Source organism: Magnetospirillum sp., assembly GCA_027532905.1.
In the GTDB taxonomy this organism is placed as follows: domain Bacteria; phylum Pseudomonadota; class Alphaproteobacteria; order CACIAM-22H2; family CACIAM-22H2; genus Tagaea.
Genome location: JAPZUA010000001.1, coordinates 1,149,611 through 1,167,938, shown reverse-complemented (window position 1 = coordinate 1,167,938; position 18,328 = coordinate 1,149,611). Strand labels below are relative to the sequence as shown.

At 59.2% G+C, this 18,328-nt stretch carries 17 protein-coding genes; 4 read left to right on the top strand and 13 right to left on the bottom strand.

Translation table 11 applies throughout. The features are described from left to right. Positions 1-63: 63 nt before the first annotated feature. Together tcuB and tcuA are read right to left on the bottom strand one after the other, a co-directional pair. A complete protein-coding gene (gene tcuB / locus O9320_05655) occupies positions 64-1,161 on the bottom strand; it encodes a tricarballylate utilization 4Fe-4S protein TcuB (GenBank protein MCZ8310316.1) in 1,098 nt (365 codons plus the stop codon). Next, positions 1,148-2,548 carry an FAD-dependent tricarballylate dehydrogenase TcuA gene (gene tcuA, locus O9320_05650; protein MCZ8310315.1) on the bottom strand — a complete coding sequence of 467 codons (1,401 nt, stop codon included), beginning with the start codon at positions 2,546-2,548 and terminating at the stop codon, positions 1,148-1,150. Before tcuA ends, tcuB begins: the two co-directional genes overlap by 14 nt. A 231-nt stretch (positions 2,549-2,779) precedes the next feature. Between tcuA and O9320_05645 the strand changes: the two genes are divergently transcribed. Next, a complete protein-coding gene (locus O9320_05645) occupies positions 2,780-3,679 on the top strand; it encodes a polysaccharide deacetylase family protein (GenBank protein ID MCZ8310314.1) in 900 nt (299 codons plus the stop codon). Between the two features lie 194 nt (positions 3,680-3,873). Beyond that, entirely contained in the window at positions 3,874-4,857 is a 984-nt protein-coding gene (locus O9320_05640; GenBank protein MCZ8310313.1) for a hypothetical protein, read from the top strand. A 106-nt stretch (positions 4,858-4,963) separates the two neighbouring features. Here O9320_05640 and O9320_05635 read toward each other — a convergent pair whose 3' ends face one another. The 10 genes from O9320_05635 to O9320_05590 form a co-directional block, all read right to left on the bottom strand. Further along, complete coding sequence (locus tag O9320_05635) at positions 4,964-6,352, bottom strand: amidase (GenBank protein MCZ8310312.1); 1,389 nt, start codon at positions 6,350-6,352, stop codon at positions 4,964-4,966. 192 nt (positions 6,353-6,544) lie between these two features. Beyond that, positions 6,545-7,033, bottom strand: coding sequence for a (2Fe-2S)-binding protein (locus O9320_05630; protein MCZ8310311.1), 489 nt, complete (start codon positions 7,031-7,033; stop codon positions 6,545-6,547). Next, a complete protein-coding gene (locus tag O9320_05625) occupies positions 7,030-7,905 on the bottom strand; it encodes a xanthine dehydrogenase family protein subunit M (GenBank protein ID MCZ8310310.1) in 876 nt (291 codons plus the stop codon). The genes O9320_05630 and O9320_05625 overlap by 4 nt, the downstream gene beginning before the upstream one ends. Next, a complete protein-coding gene (locus tag O9320_05620) occupies positions 7,902-10,256 on the bottom strand; it encodes a xanthine dehydrogenase family protein molybdopterin-binding subunit (protein ID MCZ8310309.1) in 2,355 nt (784 codons plus the stop codon). The genes O9320_05625 and O9320_05620 overlap by 4 nt, the downstream gene beginning before the upstream one ends. Then, a complete protein-coding gene (locus O9320_05615; GenBank protein ID MCZ8310308.1) occupies positions 10,253-10,741 on the bottom strand; it encodes a (2Fe-2S)-binding protein in 489 nt (162 codons plus the stop codon). The genes O9320_05620 and O9320_05615 overlap by 4 nt, the downstream gene beginning before the upstream one ends. After that, positions 10,738-11,598: an FAD binding domain-containing protein gene (locus O9320_05610; protein MCZ8310307.1), complete on the bottom strand. Its 861-nt coding sequence runs from the start codon at positions 11,596-11,598 to the stop codon at positions 10,738-10,740. The genes O9320_05615 and O9320_05610 overlap by 4 nt, the downstream gene beginning before the upstream one ends. Before the next feature lie 98 nt (positions 11,599-11,696). Beyond that, entirely contained in the window at positions 11,697-12,686 is a 990-nt protein-coding gene (locus O9320_05605) for an ABC transporter ATP-binding protein (GenBank protein MCZ8310306.1), read from the bottom strand. 8 nt (positions 12,687-12,694) lie between these two features. After that, complete coding sequence (locus O9320_05600) at positions 12,695-13,705, bottom strand: ABC transporter ATP-binding protein (protein ID MCZ8310305.1); 1,011 nt, start codon at positions 13,703-13,705, stop codon at positions 12,695-12,697. A gap of 3 nt (positions 13,706-13,708) precedes the next feature. Next, the gene (locus tag O9320_05595) at positions 13,709-14,485 is read right to left on the bottom strand and encodes an ABC transporter permease (protein MCZ8310304.1); all 777 of its coding nucleotides are present in this window, start codon (positions 14,483-14,485) and stop codon (positions 13,709-13,711) included. 2 nt (positions 14,486-14,487) lie between these two features. After that, the gene (locus O9320_05590; protein MCZ8310303.1) at positions 14,488-15,426 is read right to left on the bottom strand and encodes an ABC transporter permease; all 939 of its coding nucleotides are present in this window, start codon (positions 15,424-15,426) and stop codon (positions 14,488-14,490) included. 362 nt (positions 15,427-15,788) lie between these two features. Between O9320_05590 and O9320_05585 the strand changes: the two genes are divergently transcribed. Both O9320_05585 and O9320_05580 read left to right on the top strand, forming a co-directional pair. After that, complete coding sequence (locus tag O9320_05585) at positions 15,789-16,394, top strand: SRPBCC family protein (GenBank protein ID MCZ8310302.1); 606 nt, start codon at positions 15,789-15,791, stop codon at positions 16,392-16,394. An 83-nt stretch (positions 16,395-16,477) separates the two neighbouring features. After that, positions 16,478-17,269: a GntR family transcriptional regulator gene (locus O9320_05580; GenBank protein MCZ8310301.1), complete on the top strand. Its 792-nt coding sequence runs from the start codon at positions 16,478-16,480 to the stop codon at positions 17,267-17,269. A gap of 13 nt (positions 17,270-17,282) precedes the next feature. Here the strand turns inward: O9320_05580 and O9320_05575 are convergent, their stop codons facing one another. Continuing rightward, entirely contained in the window at positions 17,283-18,284 is a 1,002-nt protein-coding gene (locus tag O9320_05575; GenBank protein ID MCZ8310300.1) for an NADPH:quinone oxidoreductase family protein, read from the bottom strand. Positions 18,285-18,328: the final 44 nt, after the last annotated feature.

Here is an 18,328-nt window from a genome sequence, read left to right as displayed (position 1 = left end):
CCTGTTGGGCCAAGCAATGTGCATATGGACGGCCGCAGGTCAAGCGCGGCCTGCCGGGCGCCCTCAAGGGCCCGATTTTCGCTCCTGCGCATAGCGCACGAGGGCGAGATAGCGATAGAGCCCATGCACGAACTTGCCGTAGGGCAACGTCAAGAACAGCGCGAACACGACGCCCAAATGGAAGGCGAGGAGCAGCCCCATCGCCGGGGTCTCGCGCAGAACCAGAAGGGCAAGCCCGCTGAGGCTCGTCAAAAACAGCATCGCAACAAACGCCGTTTCCATGCCTACGAGCCCAGTCGCTTTTGTGGCCGGGTCGCGCTTGGCCTTCTCGCGCATCAGCCCGATCGGGCCCACGAGCAGGCCAAGCCCGCCCAAGGTTCCGAGCACGACCGGCACGTCGTACCAAGGATAGGGCGCTTCGCGGCCGAGGACGTAGTGGTAGAGCGTCGCGGTGGTGGTCGAGGCGAGGCACAGCAAGAAGCCGTAGAGTGTCAGATGGTGGAACAGGCGCCGATTGTCGCTTTCGGCCCCGTCGCCGTCCTGGCAGCCGGCACCGCCGCCGTCGAGATAGCGTAGCGTCGCCGCATCGTGCCCGGCCGCCGCGTAGGCCGCCGCCTCGGCCCCCTTGCCGTCGCGCCAGAAATTCCGCAGACCCATCGCGAGCGCCAGCAACGCATACGAAAACGCGGCGCCGAACAGCAGCACCATCGCATTGTGGGGCATCAGCCGGTAGAACGCACCCGGTCCCGTATGCGTGCCGAACAGCACGCTTGGATCCGTCCATGCAACGAAACCGGCCACAAAAGCGGCAACACCCAGTGCGGCAGTAAGCGCCACCGCCAAACCGTTATGCTCGAAAATCTTGGCGGCCGCACGCGGCCATGCGTAGTGCGCGTAGGATTCGGCGCGCACCTGCGCCATCACTTTCGGCACATTGACGTTGAACTCGTGCGGTGGTGAGAACTGACAATCGTCGTAGCAAGCGCCGCAGCCGTGGCAGAGATTGGCAAAGTAGCGCAGATCCGCAGCCGTGAAGCTGCGCCGCATCTCCATCGCCGGGAACACGGCGCAAATGCCTTCGCAATAGCGGCAGGAATTGCAGACTACCATCAGGCGGTCGGCCTCGATCAGGGCAGGCGACGTCGTTTCAGTTGCTTGCACGTTTTGCGGCCTCCCGGCCCGCGATACGCCCGAACACGCTTCCAATCGTCATACCAATACCCGCGGCATAACCTTTGCCGAGCACGTTCCCGGCCATGATCTCGCCGGCCGCAAACATGTTCGCCGACGGTTTGCCGTCCTGCATCAGGATGCGGGCGGTCTTGTCGACCTTTGTGCCGAGATAGGTGAAGGTAATGCCGGGTCGAACGGGATAGGCGTAGAAGGGCGGTGTCGCCAGTGCACGCGCCCAATGGCTCTTCGGCGGCACAAGACCCTCGGTGCGGCAATCGTCCAAGACGGTCGAGTCGAACGTGCCGGGGCGCACGGCCGCATTGAAGCGCGCGACGGTTTGTTCGAGCGCTGCGGTATCGAGGCCGAGTTTGGCCGCAAGTTCGGCGATCGTCTGCCCCTCGATGGCCGGAAACAGCGACGGCATGAACAGCGTCGAAGCGCTTTTGTCGAAAACGATGTAGGCGATCTGGTCCGGCTGGGCGGCCACGAGGCGGCCCCAAACCGCATAACGCTTCGGCCAGAAATCGGCACCTTCGTCGTCGAAGCGCTGCGCGTGCTTGTTCACTACGATGCCGAAGACGACGCAGTCGAGCCGCGTGATGATGCCGCCGTCAAATTTGGGCGCGCGCGCGTCGATCGCGACTGCATGGCATTGCGTGGGATCGCCGATCGGATGAGCGCCTGCATCGAGCAGTATGCGCAATACGGTGCCGCGATTGTAGGGCGTCCCGCGGATCAGGAAATTGTCGGCCGGATCGCCCCAGTATTGCTTGAGCCAGTCGATGTTCGCCTCGAATCCGCCAGCCGCCGCGACCAACGTTTTGGCGCGAATCCTTTTGATCTTGGAACCGCGTTTGACGCTAGCGGCCAGGAACATCCCGTCGCGTATGTCGGCGCCGACGACCTCCGCGTCGTAAAGAACTTCGACGCCGAGCGACTCGGCCGTGCGGTAGAGCGCGTTAAGCATTGCCCGGCCGCCGCCTAAGAAAAACGAATTGGTTCGGCCTAGGCTGAGGGTTCCGCCGAGCGACGGCTGGAAGCGCACACCCTGCTCGACGATCCAGCCGAGCATCTCCTTGGACTCGGCGATCATGTGCTTGGCGAGTTCTTCGTCGGTCTGACCGCCCGTGACCTGATGAAGATCGGTCCAGAATTCCGCTTCCGTATAGGGACCGGTCAGTGTCTCCGTCGCGGAATCGTGGGCGCAGCGCATGTTGCGTGTGTGCCGCGTGTTGCCGCCGCGATAGAATTTTGGCGCTGCCTCGAGCACGAGCACGCTCGCACCGCCGCGCCGCGCACTGATGGCAGCACACATCGCTGCGTTACCGCCGCCGACGATCAGCGCGTCGTACATGCGCTCCGATGGGTCCGTCACGCTGTTCAATTGCCCTTTAGAAGCTGTTGTCCAAAAACTCGTCAGCAAGTATTTCATATCGTACGAAAAATGGAACACTTTATGATGGGGGTTAAATCAGCTCACAGAACCTCGATTTATATGGCTTGCCGGAATTTCAAAAATGTAGCAAATTTGGTACATCAAGGCGCTCGAAGCGCTCGGTAAGGGGCAAATGCGAATGTTTGAAGGTACTGGAGCGAGGGGCGCCCGATGACGTTGCCGCACCATGGCCGATTCGAGTATTCGCCGATCTTTGAGCGGCCCGATTTCGACTGGCCGGGCGGCAAACGATTGGCTTTTTACCTGGCGCTCAATGTCGAGGACTTCGCTTTCGGCGGCACGATGGGGCATACGCCGACCTCGCTCGGACCCCCACCGGACCCGCGCAACTATGCTTGGCGCGACTACGGCTTGCGCGTCGGAATCTGGCGTATCTTCGATTTGGCTGACTCTTTGGGACTGCCGTTGTCCCACTTGATCAACTCCGCAGTCTACGACCGCTGCCCGCAAATCGTGGCGCGGATCAAGGCGCGGGCGGATGAAATTGTCGGGCATGGACGCACAAACTCTGAGCGCCAGGGCGATCTGGACGAGCCGAGCGAGGCGCGTCTCATTCGCGAAGCAACCGACAAGCTGGCGGCGGGTCACGGCGTGCGGCCCGAAGGTTGGATGGGGCCATGGATATCCGAAACCGCCGTTACGCCGGATCTGCTCAAGGAAGCCGGCTACAGCTATTTGCTGGATTGGCCCGCCGACGATCAGCCGTTTTGGATGCGGACACGCTCAGGACCTATTCTGTCCGTGCCCTATCCTATCGAAATCAACGACAGCCCGACGATGCTGAGCCGGATGCAGTCGGCGACCGATTTCAGCCAAATGATCATCGATCAATTCGACACGATGCTTGAATTCTCGGAGCGGGCACCCTTGGTCTGCGGCATTTCGCTGCACACTTTCGTCGTTGGACAGCCCTTTCGTTACGCTCAGCTTCGCAAAGCGCTGCAATACATCGTGAACCATAAACTGCGCGACAAAGTTTGGTTCACACGACCGGGCGAGATCGCAGCATATGCCCGCTCGCTGCCGCCCGGAACGATTGCCGGCAGCTAAGTCCGGCCGATGTATCTCGGCTAACGAAAAAACCAGAAAAGCTAATTCGGAGAAATATTCGGTAATACAGACGCTTAAGAAGGCATATTTGTATGATGGTATGCCAAAAACAATCAGGATATGATTGGTCCAATCAGGGAAGGAGAAAGCAAATGTCGATAGTTCAAACGGCGCCCACCAGTTCGACTGCATCGATGCCGAAATTCACCGAGGAAGAAGAGCTCAGGCTCATGGACTACCCGGACTCCGACGAGGAGATTCCGACGCTCGATATGTCGCCTTATCTGAAAGGCGAGCCGGGTGGGCGCGAACGCGTCGCCGCGCAGTTGAAAGAAATCACCGAAACCGTCGGCTTCTTTTATCTCAAGGGACACAGCATCCCCGAAGAACTCATCAAACAGGTTTTCGAGCAGTCGAAGCGCTTCCATTCGCTTCCGTCCGAAGTGAAGGACCGGGTGCCCTACATCGACGTCGATAGCCACAAGACCGGCTATCAAGGAGGCGGCGAGGAACGCTCCAACAGAGCGAACGTCAACATCATCAAAGATGCGAAGACGAATCTTTATTCCAAGTTCACAGTCATCCGGGAAACCGATCCAAAGGTCGAGCGGAACGTCTGGCCGGAGAATCTGCCCGGGTTCAAAGAGGTCGTAGTGAAGTACCAAGCGGCGGCCGAAAAACTTGGCAAGCAGTTCTTGCCGCTTTGGGCGACGACATTGAATCTGCCCTTGGATTACTTCGACAAATTCTTCGAGGTGCCGCATGTCAACCTGTCGCTGCTGCATTATCCGCCGCAGAAAACGATCGGCGACCGCCAGTACGGCATTGCGCCACATACCGACAATTCGATGATGACGCTCCTGACGGCCAGCGAGTCGGGACTCGCAGTACGCATGCCGTCCGGCCATTGGCGGGCGGTAGAGGCGATCCCCGGAACGCTACTCATCAATACGGGAAATTTGATTGTTCGATGGACGAACGATCAGTATCTGTCGACGAAACATCGGGTTATCAATACGAACACCGTCGATCGTTATTCGATTCCAGTGTTCTTCGGACCGAACGCGGATGCCTTGATCGAAGTTCTGCCGACATGCCAGGGGCCGAACAATCCGCCGAAATACAAGCCGATCACGTATCGCGATCTGCGCAAGTGGTACTACGGATACGCGGACTGATCGGCTTGGCGAATGCGGCGTCGCAGACGGCCCGATTGCGATCGAGCCGTCTGCGATACGCCGTCTTGCCCCGAAGAAAAAGGGGCGTTGACCTTAGTTCTATCGGTTATTCAAGCGTCGGGCGATGCCGGTAGAACTGGGTTTCGCGCTCGAACACAGCGGCTGCCGACAGCACGCTGGCTTCGTCCCAATAGCGCCCTGCAAGCTGCAAAGACAGCGGCAATGAAGCCGAAGAGAGCCCGGACATCATCGCGAGAGCTGGATGCCCCGTCACGCTGAACGGCGTGCGCGCCTGACGTGGGTAGGTCCGTGCAACAGCTTCCGCATCGTCAATCCGGCACGGCGGATCCATGGCACTCGCACATAAGAGCAAATCGACGTCCCGAAATACATCTTCCATTGCCGCAATCATGCGCCGCCGTCTCCGCTGCGCCTGAACGTAATCCTCCGCGCTCAGGAATGCCCCGCCGAGAAGACGCTGGCGCGTGAGCTTCGCGTAGTCTTGAGGGCGCGTCCGAAGCCAACTCGCATGCACCGCCCAGGCCTCCGCCTGCAGAATGATGCGGTTGACGGCGGCGAAGGCGTCGAGCGGCGGAAGCGATACGTTAACTATTTCGGCACCGGCCTCTTCGAAGACCCGCGCCGCCAACTCAAGAGCGGCCGCGACTTCATTGTCTGCCGGCATGTCGCGCTCGTGAAAATGCCGAACGAACCCGATGCGCTTTCCACGAAGATCGGCGGGTCTGTGCGGCACAGCAGCGTCTGTCGCGGCGTCGATATAAGGGGCGTTGCGATCGGCCATGGCGGCAAGCAGGTGTTCAATGTCGGCGACGCGCCGTGCCATCGGGCCGACATGATCCATCGTAAAAGCCAGCGGGAACACGCCTTGACGCGAAACGCGGCCGTAGGTCGGTTTTAGGCCAACGATCCCGCAAGCGCTGGCCGGATTGCGGACGGAGCCGGCGGTGTCGGTGCCAAGCGCGCCGGGAAAGAGACCGGCTGCCAAACCAACGCCCGAACCTGAGGAGGACCCCCCAGTACTGTGATCGACATGCCACGGATTCCGTGCCGGTGGATAGGGAAGGTCGAAACTCGGCCCGCCTAGGGCGAACTCGTAGGTCGCGACCTTTCCGAGGACGATGGCGCCGGCTCGACGCAACTGGGCGACCGACGTCGCGTCGTCAGACGGTATGTTGCCTTCGAAGATCTTCGATTGGCACGTCGTCGGAAGGCCTGCAGCATCGATAACATCCTTGATCGCAATCGGGATGCCGTGCAGCGGTCCTTTGTGTCTTCCCGCCTCGATATCCTGCTCCGCGGCGCGCGCGGCTTTGCGGGCGTTCTCGGCATCCAGCGTCACGAATACGTGAAGTTTTTCGTCAAGGCGCTCGATGCGCCGCAACAAGGCCTCGACCACTTCGACCGGCGAGGTTCTGCGCGCCCCGAAAGCCGCGTGCAATTCGGCAATTCCAAGCCAGTGCAGTTCTTCGCTCATTTCCCGGGAATAGTCATGGGAGGCCATGGCTCCTCCGCCGCCGAGATATCGTCCCGAAGTGCGGCGCGCTGATTTGCGACTTGCTTCACAGCCGCTCGAATGTCCTCGGGAAACAACTGGAACGCCAATCCCAGTCCGGCGGCTTCCGCCATATCCTGAAGCGACTTTTCGGTCATATCTTGCACGGCGTACTCATGTGCTGTTGCGCATTGTTTTTGCGGCATCGAGGGCGGCATCGACGATTCCCTGATAGCCGGTGCAGCGACAGAGATTGCCGGATATCGCTATTCTTACTTCGGCTTCCGTCGGATCTGGATTGTCGTGGAGGAACTCGATCAAAGTCGTCAGCATTCCGGGCGTGCAGAAGCCGCATTGCAGTCCATGATGTTTCTGGAAAGCCGTCTGCAGCGGATGCAGTTCCTTTGCGTTCGGAGCTATACCTTCGACAGTTCTGATTTCGTGGCCGTGCGCCTGAACTGCCAGCATCAGACAAGAGCGTGCCGTACGGCCATCAACAAGGACGGTGCATGCGCCGCAGACGCCGTGCTCGCATCCGAGATGTGTGCCCGTAAGCTCGAGTTGGTGACGCAGAAAGTCCGCGAGGGTGACGCGCGTTTTCACCGTTGCCTCGTGGCGGATGCCATTCACCGTAACGACAATGTCGCGGGAATCCATCGTCATTGTTCTCCGTCCGATCTCAGGCTGAGGAGGGCTTTGGCAAGAGCTCGTCGCGCCAGGGTTTCCGCCAGATGCAATCGATAGGAGGCCGGTGCATGGATATCGTCGAGGGCTTCGATCGATTTGCAGGCGCGCGCAGCTTCCTCGAAAACGGCCTGGGTCGGCTGCGTGCCCAGCAAGATCTGCTCGGCGCTTTCTACTCGCGTAGGTACCGAGCCGACGCCGCCAATCACGAGGCTGGCCCGGTCGATTAAGCCTTTTGCGTCGAGCGTGATCAGCGCCCCAGCCGACGCGACGGCGAAATCTCCGTGCCGACGGGCGAATTCGAGAAACCCGTAGCCGTGGCCCTTAGGCCAGAATTCGATCCGAATCGCCGTCAGAATTTCGTCGACTTCCAGCGCCGGCGTCATAAAGCCGAGCGCGAACTCTTTGAAGGCAAGCTCCCGAGAGCCCTTTGGACCTGCCACTGTCAGCGTTGCGTTGTGCAGCGCAGCCATCGCTGCGAGTTCGGCGGACGGATCGAGGTGGCAAAGCGATCCGCCGACGGTTCCGCGATTGCGCGTCTGGCGGTGGCCGACATGCTGGATCGCTTCGTGGAGTATGGGACAGGTCCTGCGAACGAGATCAGAAAACTCCAGATCGCGCTGGCGGGTCATGGCGCCGATAACGAGTGCGCCGTTTGCTTCCCGAATATACGAAAGATCTGCGATGCGATTGATGTCCACGACGTGATCGGGTTGGGCGTATCTCATGTTGAGCATCGCCATCAACGACTGGCCGCCGGCAAGAACTTTTGCGTTCTCCAGTTTGCCAAGTAGGTCGATCGCCTCGTCTATCGAGGTGGGATCGTGATACTGAAAAGGAGCTGCTTTCATGTGCTGTCGCCGTTCGAATTGTCGCGTCTGTTCTTAAGCAGCGCTTTCAGCTTCGCGGGCGTGATGGGAAGGGATGTGATAGCCCCCGGGATGCCGATCGCGTCGTCGACAGCAGAGGCGATGGCTGCCCCGACGCCCGTGCAGCCGCCCTCGCCAGCGCCCTTGATCCCGAGTGGATTGAGGGGGCTTGGTGCGTCCTCCGCGACGATGACTTCGACGTCGGGCACCTCATGCGCGGTTGGTATCAGATACTCCGCAAAATTCAGTGAGAGCGGCTGTCCGGTATCGCTGTAGCGGAACTGTTCGTAAAGAGCGCCGCCGAGCCCCTGCGCGACGCCGCCTACAACCTGGCCCTCGACAATCATTGGGTTGACCGCTCGGCCGACATCGCTCGCGACCATGTAGCGCTCGACAAAGACCTGACCTGTTTCCCCGTCCACTCGTACAAGCGCCAAGTGGACTCCATAGGGGTAGGTCATGTGGTCGGCATAGAACCATCCTTCGCAGGAGAGACCGTTTGTCCCGCGTGCGATCGCTTCAGGGCCGGGCGACAATTGCCGCGACAACTGGCCGAGGGAAATCGTGGGCCCACTTGGGCTGCCCTTTCGGGCGACGATGCCATCGACGATGTCGAGCAGTTCAGCCGGTGCCTGCAACAAGACGGATGCATGCTTGAGGGCAAGATCGCGAACATTCGTTGCGGCTGCGTGGACGGCGTTTCCGGTCATAACCGTGGCGCGCGACGCATGGGCCCCAATTCCGAAGCGAATTCGGTCCGTTTGTCCATGTACGACCCGGATGCGTCGATAGTCGACGCCGAGCGTTTCGGCGCAGATCTGCGCCATGGCTGTTTCGAAGCCTTGCCCGACAGAAGCTCCACCTGTGACGACTTCGACGAAACCCATGGGATCGACGCTGACCGTGACGCTGTCGGACGGTCCCATCCCGCTTTTTTCGAGGAACATCGCGATGCCGGCGCCGACGAATTCACCCTGTGCTCGACGCACGCGGATCGTCTTCTGCAATTCGTCCCACCCAAAGCGATCGATCGACGTTTGCAGGAGGCCGGCGTAATCGCCGGAATCGAGCACAACCTCGGTTCCGAGCGCGCCGAGTTGCCGTGTGTAGGGCATGTCGGCGCTTGGGATCAGATTGCGTCGGCGAACCTCGATCCGATCGAGCCCCAACTTTGCTGCAATCGCATCAACAAGACGCTCGCGAACGAAAGAGCCCTCGTAACGCCCAGGCGATCGATAGGTGGCAGCGGGCGTTTTGTTCGTCAGGCGAAAATGGCCGATGCCTTGATAGACAGGCACGTGGTACGGGCCCGGTAGCATACCGATCGTCAGATCCGCGACCCTCGCGCCATGGGTTCTGACGTAAGCGCCTTGATCGTGGAAAAACACGTCGCTGAGCGCCAGAATGCGGCCGGTCTGATCGACAGCCGCTCGGACGCGGTGATATTGTTCGCGCGACTGGTTTGTCGCCATGAGATGTTCCCGGCGGTCCTCGATCCACTTTACCGGTCGGCCAAGTGTCATGCTGGCCGCGCATACGAGGAAATCTTCGGGGTACAACTCGCCGCGAACGCCGAATCCGCCGCCGACATGTAGTTCGTAGAGCTGCACGGATGCCGAGCTACGCTGGAAGTAACGCGCCATCGTTTCTCGGTTGCGCAACGGCACCTTCGCCGCTCCCCACAGCTCGAGAACGTCTTGCGCTGCATCGTAGCGCCCGATCGCACCCCGGCATTCCATTGGAACGCCCGAGTGGCGCCCGATCGAGAGTTCCAGTTCGACGACGCAGTGGGCGTTGGCGAACGCGCCCGGTAGATCGCCGAATCCTTGCTTCAATACGATCGGTTCGGTCGAAATGCCCGGCGCGAAGCTGGCGCAGTCCGCTTGAGCATCCATATGCGGAGGAAGCTCGTCGATTTCGGCAAAGACCAAGTCTGCTGCGTCTTCGGCAAGGTAGGCGGACTCGGCAAACACCACGGCAATCGGCTCGCCGACATATCGGACACGGTCCTTGGCGAGCAGCGGTTGCCGGTATGGCATCAACGCTTCCGCGGATGGATCTCTAAAGTCGATCAGAGGGTATGATGCGATGTCGGCGTGCGTCCAAATCGCGACCACGCCTGGCGCCTTACGCGCCTCGTCAGCGTCGATCCGTGTGATCGTCCCGTGTGCGATCGGCGAGCGAACGACGCGCATGTAAAGCTGATGGGGAAACGAGAGGTCCGCGACGAACCGTCCGAGCCCTTTGACGAGGGGAAGATCTTCGAGACGCGGCACGCGTTTTCCGAAGACTTTGGTCTCCTTTCGCTGCGATGGGGCGGCCTGGATACTCATTTTGGCGCTCCATTTCGCATTTCATTGGCCGCTGCTTTTACCGCGGAAAAGATGTTCTTGTATCCTGTGCAGCGACATAGATTGGACGACAGAATGTCAGTCAGCTCTTCATCGCTTGGGTTCGGATTCTTTGCGAGCTCGGTCCATGCGAGCATCAGAAATCCAGGCGTACAAAAGCCGCACTGAAGAGCGTGATGTTCGATGAAAGCCTTTTGAAGCGGATGCAGCTCCGATCCCGATGCGAGGCCTTCGACGGTAACGATCTTTGCCCCTTGCGCTTGGACAGCAAACATCAGACACGCGCGGACTGGCTGTCCGTCCATGCTGACGGTGCACGTTCCGCAGACGCCGTGTTCACAGCCGAGATGTGTCCCGGTCAGTCCGCAATCTTCTCTCAGCGCGTCCGCCAGGGTTCGCCGGGGCTCCGCCTTAAAGCGATAGGTCCGTCCGTTGACGGATAGGCTGATATCCACTTCGTCTGTCATGCGACGCTGCTTTCCAATGCGCGCGCGACCACCGCCTGCGCCAGCTCCCGACGATATTGCTCCGGAAACTCCTCGTCATCGAGCGGATCGATCGCGCGCATCGCGACGGATGCGGTTTGACGGAACAGCTCGCCCCCAATGTCGCCGCCGCGAAGAGCTTCTTCGGCCGCGGTGACGCGTTTCGGAATTGCTTGGACACCGCCAAGTCCGATTCTTGGTTCGAGTGCTTTGCCGTTCGACAGACGATAGATCGCGAGGCAAGCTGCCATTGCAAAATCGCCTTTTCTTCGGCTTACCTCGTGAAATCCAAACCGCGTATCGTCCGAAAGAAGCGGGATACGGACCTTGGTGATAATTTCGTCTTCTGCGAGCGCATTGGCCATTATGCCGGTATAAAAATCATGTGCTGGAACGATTCGCTCGCCGCGTACGCTTGCCAATACGATCTCCGCGCCAGCAGTTGTCGATACGAGACACCATTCCGACGCGGGGTCCGAATTTGCAATGCTACCGCAGAAAGTGCCACGGGACCGAATGGGCGCATGCGCAATGTTTTGCACGACGTTCGCAAGAAGGCTTCCAAGCTTCCCGCTCCCGGGATACGGCTTTTCAAAGGCATTGTGGCGCACGGTGGCGCCGATCGTCATTGTGCCGTTCTCGATCGTGATTTTCCCAAGCTCTGTAATTCCATTGATGTCGATGACATGCCGGGGACGGGCCAAGCGAAACGCCATCATCGGGACAAGAGTCTGACCACCAGCAATGATTCGTCCGTCCTCGGGCGCGAGGACCGAAAGCAGTGAAATCGCTTCGGCCAAGGTCTTCGGGTTGTGATGCGTGAATGGCGCCGGTTTCATTTCGCACCCGCGTTTCCGAGCGAACGCTTCTGCTCCGGACAGTGATCAATCATCGCGGTGCCGTTTGACTTCGCCTGCATAGCTTTGGACGTGTCCGATCATAGCAGCACCCTCGAGAGGGATAAATCATCGCGGATACATGCGGTGTAATGATCTTCGGCCACTTTCCGCAACTGCGGAACAATTTGCGCGCATTCAGGCCGTGCGTAGCTGCAGCGAGTCCGAAATACGCAGCCGCTGGGCGGAGACGCAGCGCTCGGAATCTCGCCTGCCGGAAAAATCTTGCGCTGGTATCCGGGCTCGGGTTGCGGGACGGCCGAGATCAGCATCTCCGTATAGGGATGCTTGAAATTGCCGCAGACCTCGGAACTTGGACCGATCTCCATGACGCGACCGAGATAAAGAACCGCAATTCGGTCGGAGATGTATTCCATTGCCGCGAGATCGTGGGAAATGAAGAGCATGGACAAACCAAGGCGACCCTTCAGCTCGATCAAAAGCGCGATGATTTGTGCCTGGATCGATACGTCGAGCGCCGAAACCGGCTCGTCCGCGACGATGAACTCCGGGTTCACGGCGAGCGCGCGGGCGATGACGATTCTCTGCCGTTGACCGCCGGACATTTCCCCGGGACGGCGCTTAAGATAGTCGCTTGAAAGCGACACACTATCGAGCAGTTCCACGGCTCGGTTGCGTCGATCAGCGTCGCTGCGGCCGATACCTTGGACGATCAAGGGTTCGCTTAAAACCTCCTCGATCGTCATTTGCGGGTTCAGGGCCGCGAGCGGATCCTGAAAGATAATCTGCATCCTGCGCCGAAATCGGCGGAGGTCCGCTGTGTTCAGAGAGGTCACGTCAGTGCCGTCGAAAACAACACGGCCCGCGCTTGGCTCGACGAGGCGAAGGACGGAACGGCCAATCGTGGTTTTTCCCGACCCCGACTCGCCCGCTAATCCTAAAACCTCACGCGAGCGGACCGTGAAAGAAACGTCGTCGACGGCCTTCACCTGGCCGACCTTGCGGCCGAATACGCCGCGCGTGATGTCGAACCATTTCCTCAGCCCTTCGACCTGCAGAAGCGGTGCCATTTCCGAACTCATTGCGCTGTCCTCGCGATGTCGCGCCAGCGGGCGCAGCGAACCTGATGCGCCTGGTCGCTGGATTCGAGTTCGGGAACGGCCGTGTCGCAGACCCCGGCGACGAAGTGGCCGCAACGAGGATGGAACTTGCAGCCGCTTGGAAGCGCAAGAGGGCTCGGAAGGCTGCCGGGAATAGGCTCGATCGGCGTGCCGAGTGTCTTCTTCCGTCCAAGACGTGGCAACGATTTCAAGAGACCGGAGGTGTATGGCATCCGGGGGCGCGTGAACAGTTCCGACACACTGCCCGATTCGACGATCTCCCCGGCATACATAACGATGGCGCGATCGGCGATTTCGGCAACGAGCCCGAGATTGTGAGTGATGAACAGAATCGCCATTCCGGTCTGTTTCTGGATACGCTTCAGGTACTCGACGATCTGGGCTTGGATGGTGACATCGAGCGCGGTCGTCGGTTCGTCGGCGATGAGAAGAGAGGGCTTGCTGCTCAAGGCCATCGCGATCATGACGCGCTGCCGCATGCCGCCCGACAGCTTGTGCTGGTAGGTCTCCATGCATTTTTCGGGATCAGGCATGCCGACCGCTTCAAGGGCCTTTATCGATGCGGCATAGGCTTCTCGATAGGAGAGGCGCTGGTGGACCCTCGCCGCTTCGCACATCTGCGTTCCGATCGTGAAGACCGGATCGAGCGACGACATCGGCTCCTGGAAAATCATCGCCACTTCGTTGCCGCGGACCCTGCGAATGTCGGATTCGCTCAATGACACCAGATCGGCTTTGGTCCCGTCTTTTCGCGTAAGACATATGCGGCCCGATACCGTTGCCGAGGGGATCAACTGCATTGTAGCCAGGCCAGTCGTGGATTTCCCCGACCCCGACTCGCCGACAAGCGCGACGATCTCGCCGGGATTTATCCGAAAGCTGACGTCACGGACGGCGCGAATGGGTCCTTGCGCCGATTTGAAAGACACCGAAACGTTTTCGACTTCAAGGAGGGAGTTCCGGGCCATTCGCTATTCCTCTCGATAGCCCAGCATGTAGAAGCCGAAAATAGTGATCGCGACCGAGAAGCCAGGGGCAAGGCTCATGTACGGATTGACGGACAGATAGTCGACACCGCTGCGGACCATTCCGCCCCAGTCGGCGGTCGGCGGCGGCACGCCCAAACCGAGGAAGCTGAGGCTCGAAGACGTGAATATTGCGAATGCCACGACTGTCGCAAGCTGGACTGCTACGAGGCGAAAGATGTTGGGCCAGATGTGGCGGATGATGATCCATGCCGTGCCGCCCCCGACGGCGCGTGCAGCCTCGACATACACCGACTCTCGGATCGCAAAGGTCTGCCCGCGAGCCAGTCGGGCGACGCCCGGCCAGGCTACGAATCCGAGGACCAATACGATGTTGAGCATCGTCGCGCCCGTCATCGTGATGATAATGAGTGCGAGAACAAGCCCCGGTAGGGCAATGAAAAGATTGATGAACTGCATGGCCATCATGTCGACAGTGCGACCGAGATAGCCGGCGGCAAGCCCGATGGGCACGCCGATGATACCTGCAACCACTGCCGAGCCGGCACCGATTATCAGCGATACGCGCGCGCCAAAAAGAATGCGACTGAAGATATCGCGTCCGAGCTGGTCCGTCCCAAGCCAATGGTCCGCAGACGGGCCCTCGAACAAGCGGATACTCGTCGTCGCGGGATCGTAGGGTGCGATCCAAGGCGCCGCGATCGCCAGCGTAGTGACGATGGATACGATCACAAATCCAATCAACGCGTTCCGGTTCTTCATGGCTAATCGAGCCGGATTTGGGGATTGGCGGCGACATAAAGCAAGTCGGCCAAAAGATTCATGACAACCACGCTGACAATCGTGATCATTCCGATCGCGAGGAACACCGGAAAATCACGAGATAGGAGCGCGCTTGTGAAAAGCGTGCCGACGCCGGGAATGGAGAAGACCGTCTCTGCGACGAGCGCGCCGGCCGCAAGTTGCCCAAGACTGCTGCCGACCTGAGTGATTACAGGAAGAATTGAGTTCGGCAGGATATGCCTGAAAGACACGGCGCTTTCCGAAAGCCCCTTTGCGCGCGCGACCTGAATGTAAAGCCGGCGCGATGTGGCGCGATACTCAGCGCGGTACACGAGGCCAAACGAGGCGAAGTAGTACGCGGCGACTGTCAGCACAGGCAGGATCAGATGGAGCAGATGCTCGAAAATGCCTGCAGACCAGGGGGCCCACCCGGATGTCGGCAGGATGCCCAATACGACGGAGAAAATGTATGTCAGTGTGATGCCAAGCATAAAGTTTGGCACTGTGATCCCAATGAGACTGAGAATGTTGACAACAGGCTGGACGATTCTGCGGCCGACAGTAATGCTGCTGAATACGACGGATGTGGTAACTGCGACGATCATGCCGAGAAGTGCCAGTTCGACGCTGGGCAGGATACGGGGCAAAAGCGCATCGACGACACGTTGGTTCGTCGCATAGGACCGACCGAAGTCTCCGTTCAGAGCCTTCCATACCCAATCGATATACTGCACGTAGAGTGGACGGTCGAAACCGTACTGGCGCTCAAGCTCAAGTATCCGTTCCGGCGTTGCATCGAGGCCGAGCATGAGGGTTGCGGGGCTGCCCAAAGCGCCAAGAATCGTAAAAAACAGCAGTACTGAAATGAGAATGATGTTTGGAATGCCGAGCAGAAGTCGCCGAACGATCAAACTTAGCATTGGCCAAGTTCCAATACGGCTGAGGTAGCGCAGGGCGGCATCGGATCGGAAAAAGCCAAATTGTCGCTGCTTTTAAGCTGAGATACAGACGACAATTCGTTCGGCAGCAGGAGCCGCAGGGGGCGCTGATTGGACAGTGTCGCAGTCTGCAGAACGGAGTGTTCCAATTTTTTTCTCTCTTCTCAACTCCAGCATACAGCAGGCATTTCAAATGTCGTAAATTCAATAACAGGCAGTCATATTTGTGTCAATTGCCAACTGTACCGAAATTGGAATTGGTGGTATGTTTCGAGGCGTGAAGTGGTCGATGCGACGCTCTGTCGCGAATTTGAGGCAAAGGCCAAAGGGGTCCGATAAGCGTTATGGAATTTGAAAACTCGTTTGAAGTGCCGCTTCCTCCCGACCGCGCTTGGGCTGTGTTGCTCGATGTGCCGAACATGGTCAAGTGTATGCCGGGCGCAGAACTGGTCGAGATTGTCGACGATAAGACCTTCAAAGGGAAGGTTACGGTTCGCCTTGGCCCGGTGACAATGAACTTCGCCGGTACCGTAAAATTCACTGAAATGGATGCGGTGAACCACCGAGCCTTGGCGACCGCGCGCGGCAACGATGCTAAGGGGCGCGGAGCGGCCAATGCTAACATCCAGTTTGGACTAGACCCGTCGCCATCGGGCTCGATTGTCACGATCAAGACGACCCTATCGCTAACTGGAGCCGTTGCTCAGTATGGCCGAGCTTCCGGTGTTATAAAAGAACTCGCCAATCAGATTACATCGGAGTTCGCTGGCCGTTTGCGGAACCAGATCGACGCCGAAAACACTAGTCCGGTTTCGACACAAGACCCGGCGACAAATTCGGTATCCGCCCCATCAACGCCGCCACCGGTAGAGAGCCTGTCGGCAGGCAGACTGTTGTGGAAGGTGATATTGGCTTATGTTTCGAGGCTATTCGGCCGCCGCCAAGGATAGGCAGACTTTTGCGACGATCCTCTGATATTCTTGAAGGCGTGCAGATCACCTAATCTGCGGCTCAGACGCAAGGATTCTTCTGGATGGCGCGTGGCGGACAGCAATCGCTGCGGGTTGGACGAAATGCCCCCAATTTGCGGGAACGTGCCACCGTCAAGATCCGCAACGCTATTCTGCGGCTCCACTACAAACCGGGCCAAAAGCTCACGGAGCGAATGCTGTGTGTCGAAACCGGCGTCAGCAGGACGTCGATCCGAGAAGCGCTTCGTCAGCTTGAGGCTGAAGGATTGGTCGAACGTGGGCCGCGTCGGGGACTCATGGTCGCTGCTCTTTCGCCGTCGGAAGCTCGCCAAATATACGAGGTTCGACTTGCCCTCGAGACAGCGTCGGCGGGCCTGTTCGTTCAGCGAGCAAGCGCAAAAGACGTCGAGGCGCTGAAACTCGCGTGCGACGCGATCGAGCGGGATATCAATCGCAAGCCGGTCACTGACTACGTCCAGTCGATTGATCGTTTTTTCGACATCTTGATGCGTGGCGCCGACAACGAGGTGGCCCGTTCGATACTTCGCAACTTGCGCGCTCGAATAAACTATTTGCGGGCGTTAACCGCAGAGGCTTCGGGAGCCGAACGCGAGAGCGAAACGCTTTCAATTATGCGAGGAGTCGTCGATGCGGCCATACGCCGCGATGTCGATGATATCGTTCAGCGTTGCAAATCAATGGTCGAGCGTTCGGCGCGCTACGCGATCGCGCTGCTTACAAGACTTGAGGACGAAGCGGCGGGAAAACACGAAAACAGCACGGTTCGGCGAAAGCGCGTTTTGGCGCCAAGCCGTCCGAAGCGCGTCGAGGACGACGTCTCGCACGGCACTTGAGTTGGCTTCAACGCTATAGCGTGTCCGTTCTGTGCGTAAGGACAACGCGTCCGCGCGCCGTTCTGTCGCGAATAGCCGCAAGCGCCTCGTGGAAATTCTCGAACGTATACGCGGTCATCGGCAGCGGAGATATCTTTCCGGCTTGAAACCAATCGAATAATTGCCGATAGCAGGTTTCAACTTGCTCGGGGCGTTTCTTGCGGTAATCGCTGACCTGAAGGCCAGTCACTTCAATGTTCTTCAGGAGCACGTAGTTGACTTTAAGTGTCGGAATTCGTCCTGCGGCGAACCCGATGACAACGAGTCGACCGCACCAGGCAAGCGCGCGGATTGCAGCGTCGAATACATCGCCGCCAAGCGGATCGAGGATGATGTCTGCGCCACGACCATCCGTTAGGGCGTGGACTTGGGCACGCAACCCGTCGCGTAGGTCGGGCCGCGCCAAGTCGACGATCGCGTCGGCTCCGGCTAACTTTGCGAGGGGTATCTTGTCGGGGTTGGATATCCCCGCCATTACAAAAGCGCCCATTGCCTTCGCGATTTGAATCGCGGCTATTCCCACGGCACCCGAAGCGCCAAGCACAAGGACAGTGTCGCCGACCTTGTAACGTGCCCGATCGTTCAGGGCGAACCAAGCGGTATCGCTCGCGACGGCCATCGACGACGCTTCGGGGAAGCTCATCTTGGGTGGCAGCACATAGCATTGTGATTCCGATACCGTTGCGAGTTCGGCATATCCGCCGATCTCCGCCATTGCCAGAACTCTATCTCCGACTTTGATTCTCTTGGCATCGGGCCCTAGCCCAATGACAATACCGGCAGGCCCCTTGCCGGGCACGAAGGGTGGCTTGGGCAAGAACTGGTACTTCCCGGTGATCACCAACTGGTCGACATAGTTGACCGTGGTGGCATGGGTGCGCACGAGCACCTCGTCTCGGACAGGGACTGGATCTGGCATCGTGCCGAGACGCAGATTTTCGATCGGGCCGTAGGCATCGACGATTATGGCGCGCATGTGACCTTCGCTGAGACGTATTCAAAGTTCGTGTGGCGCTCTTG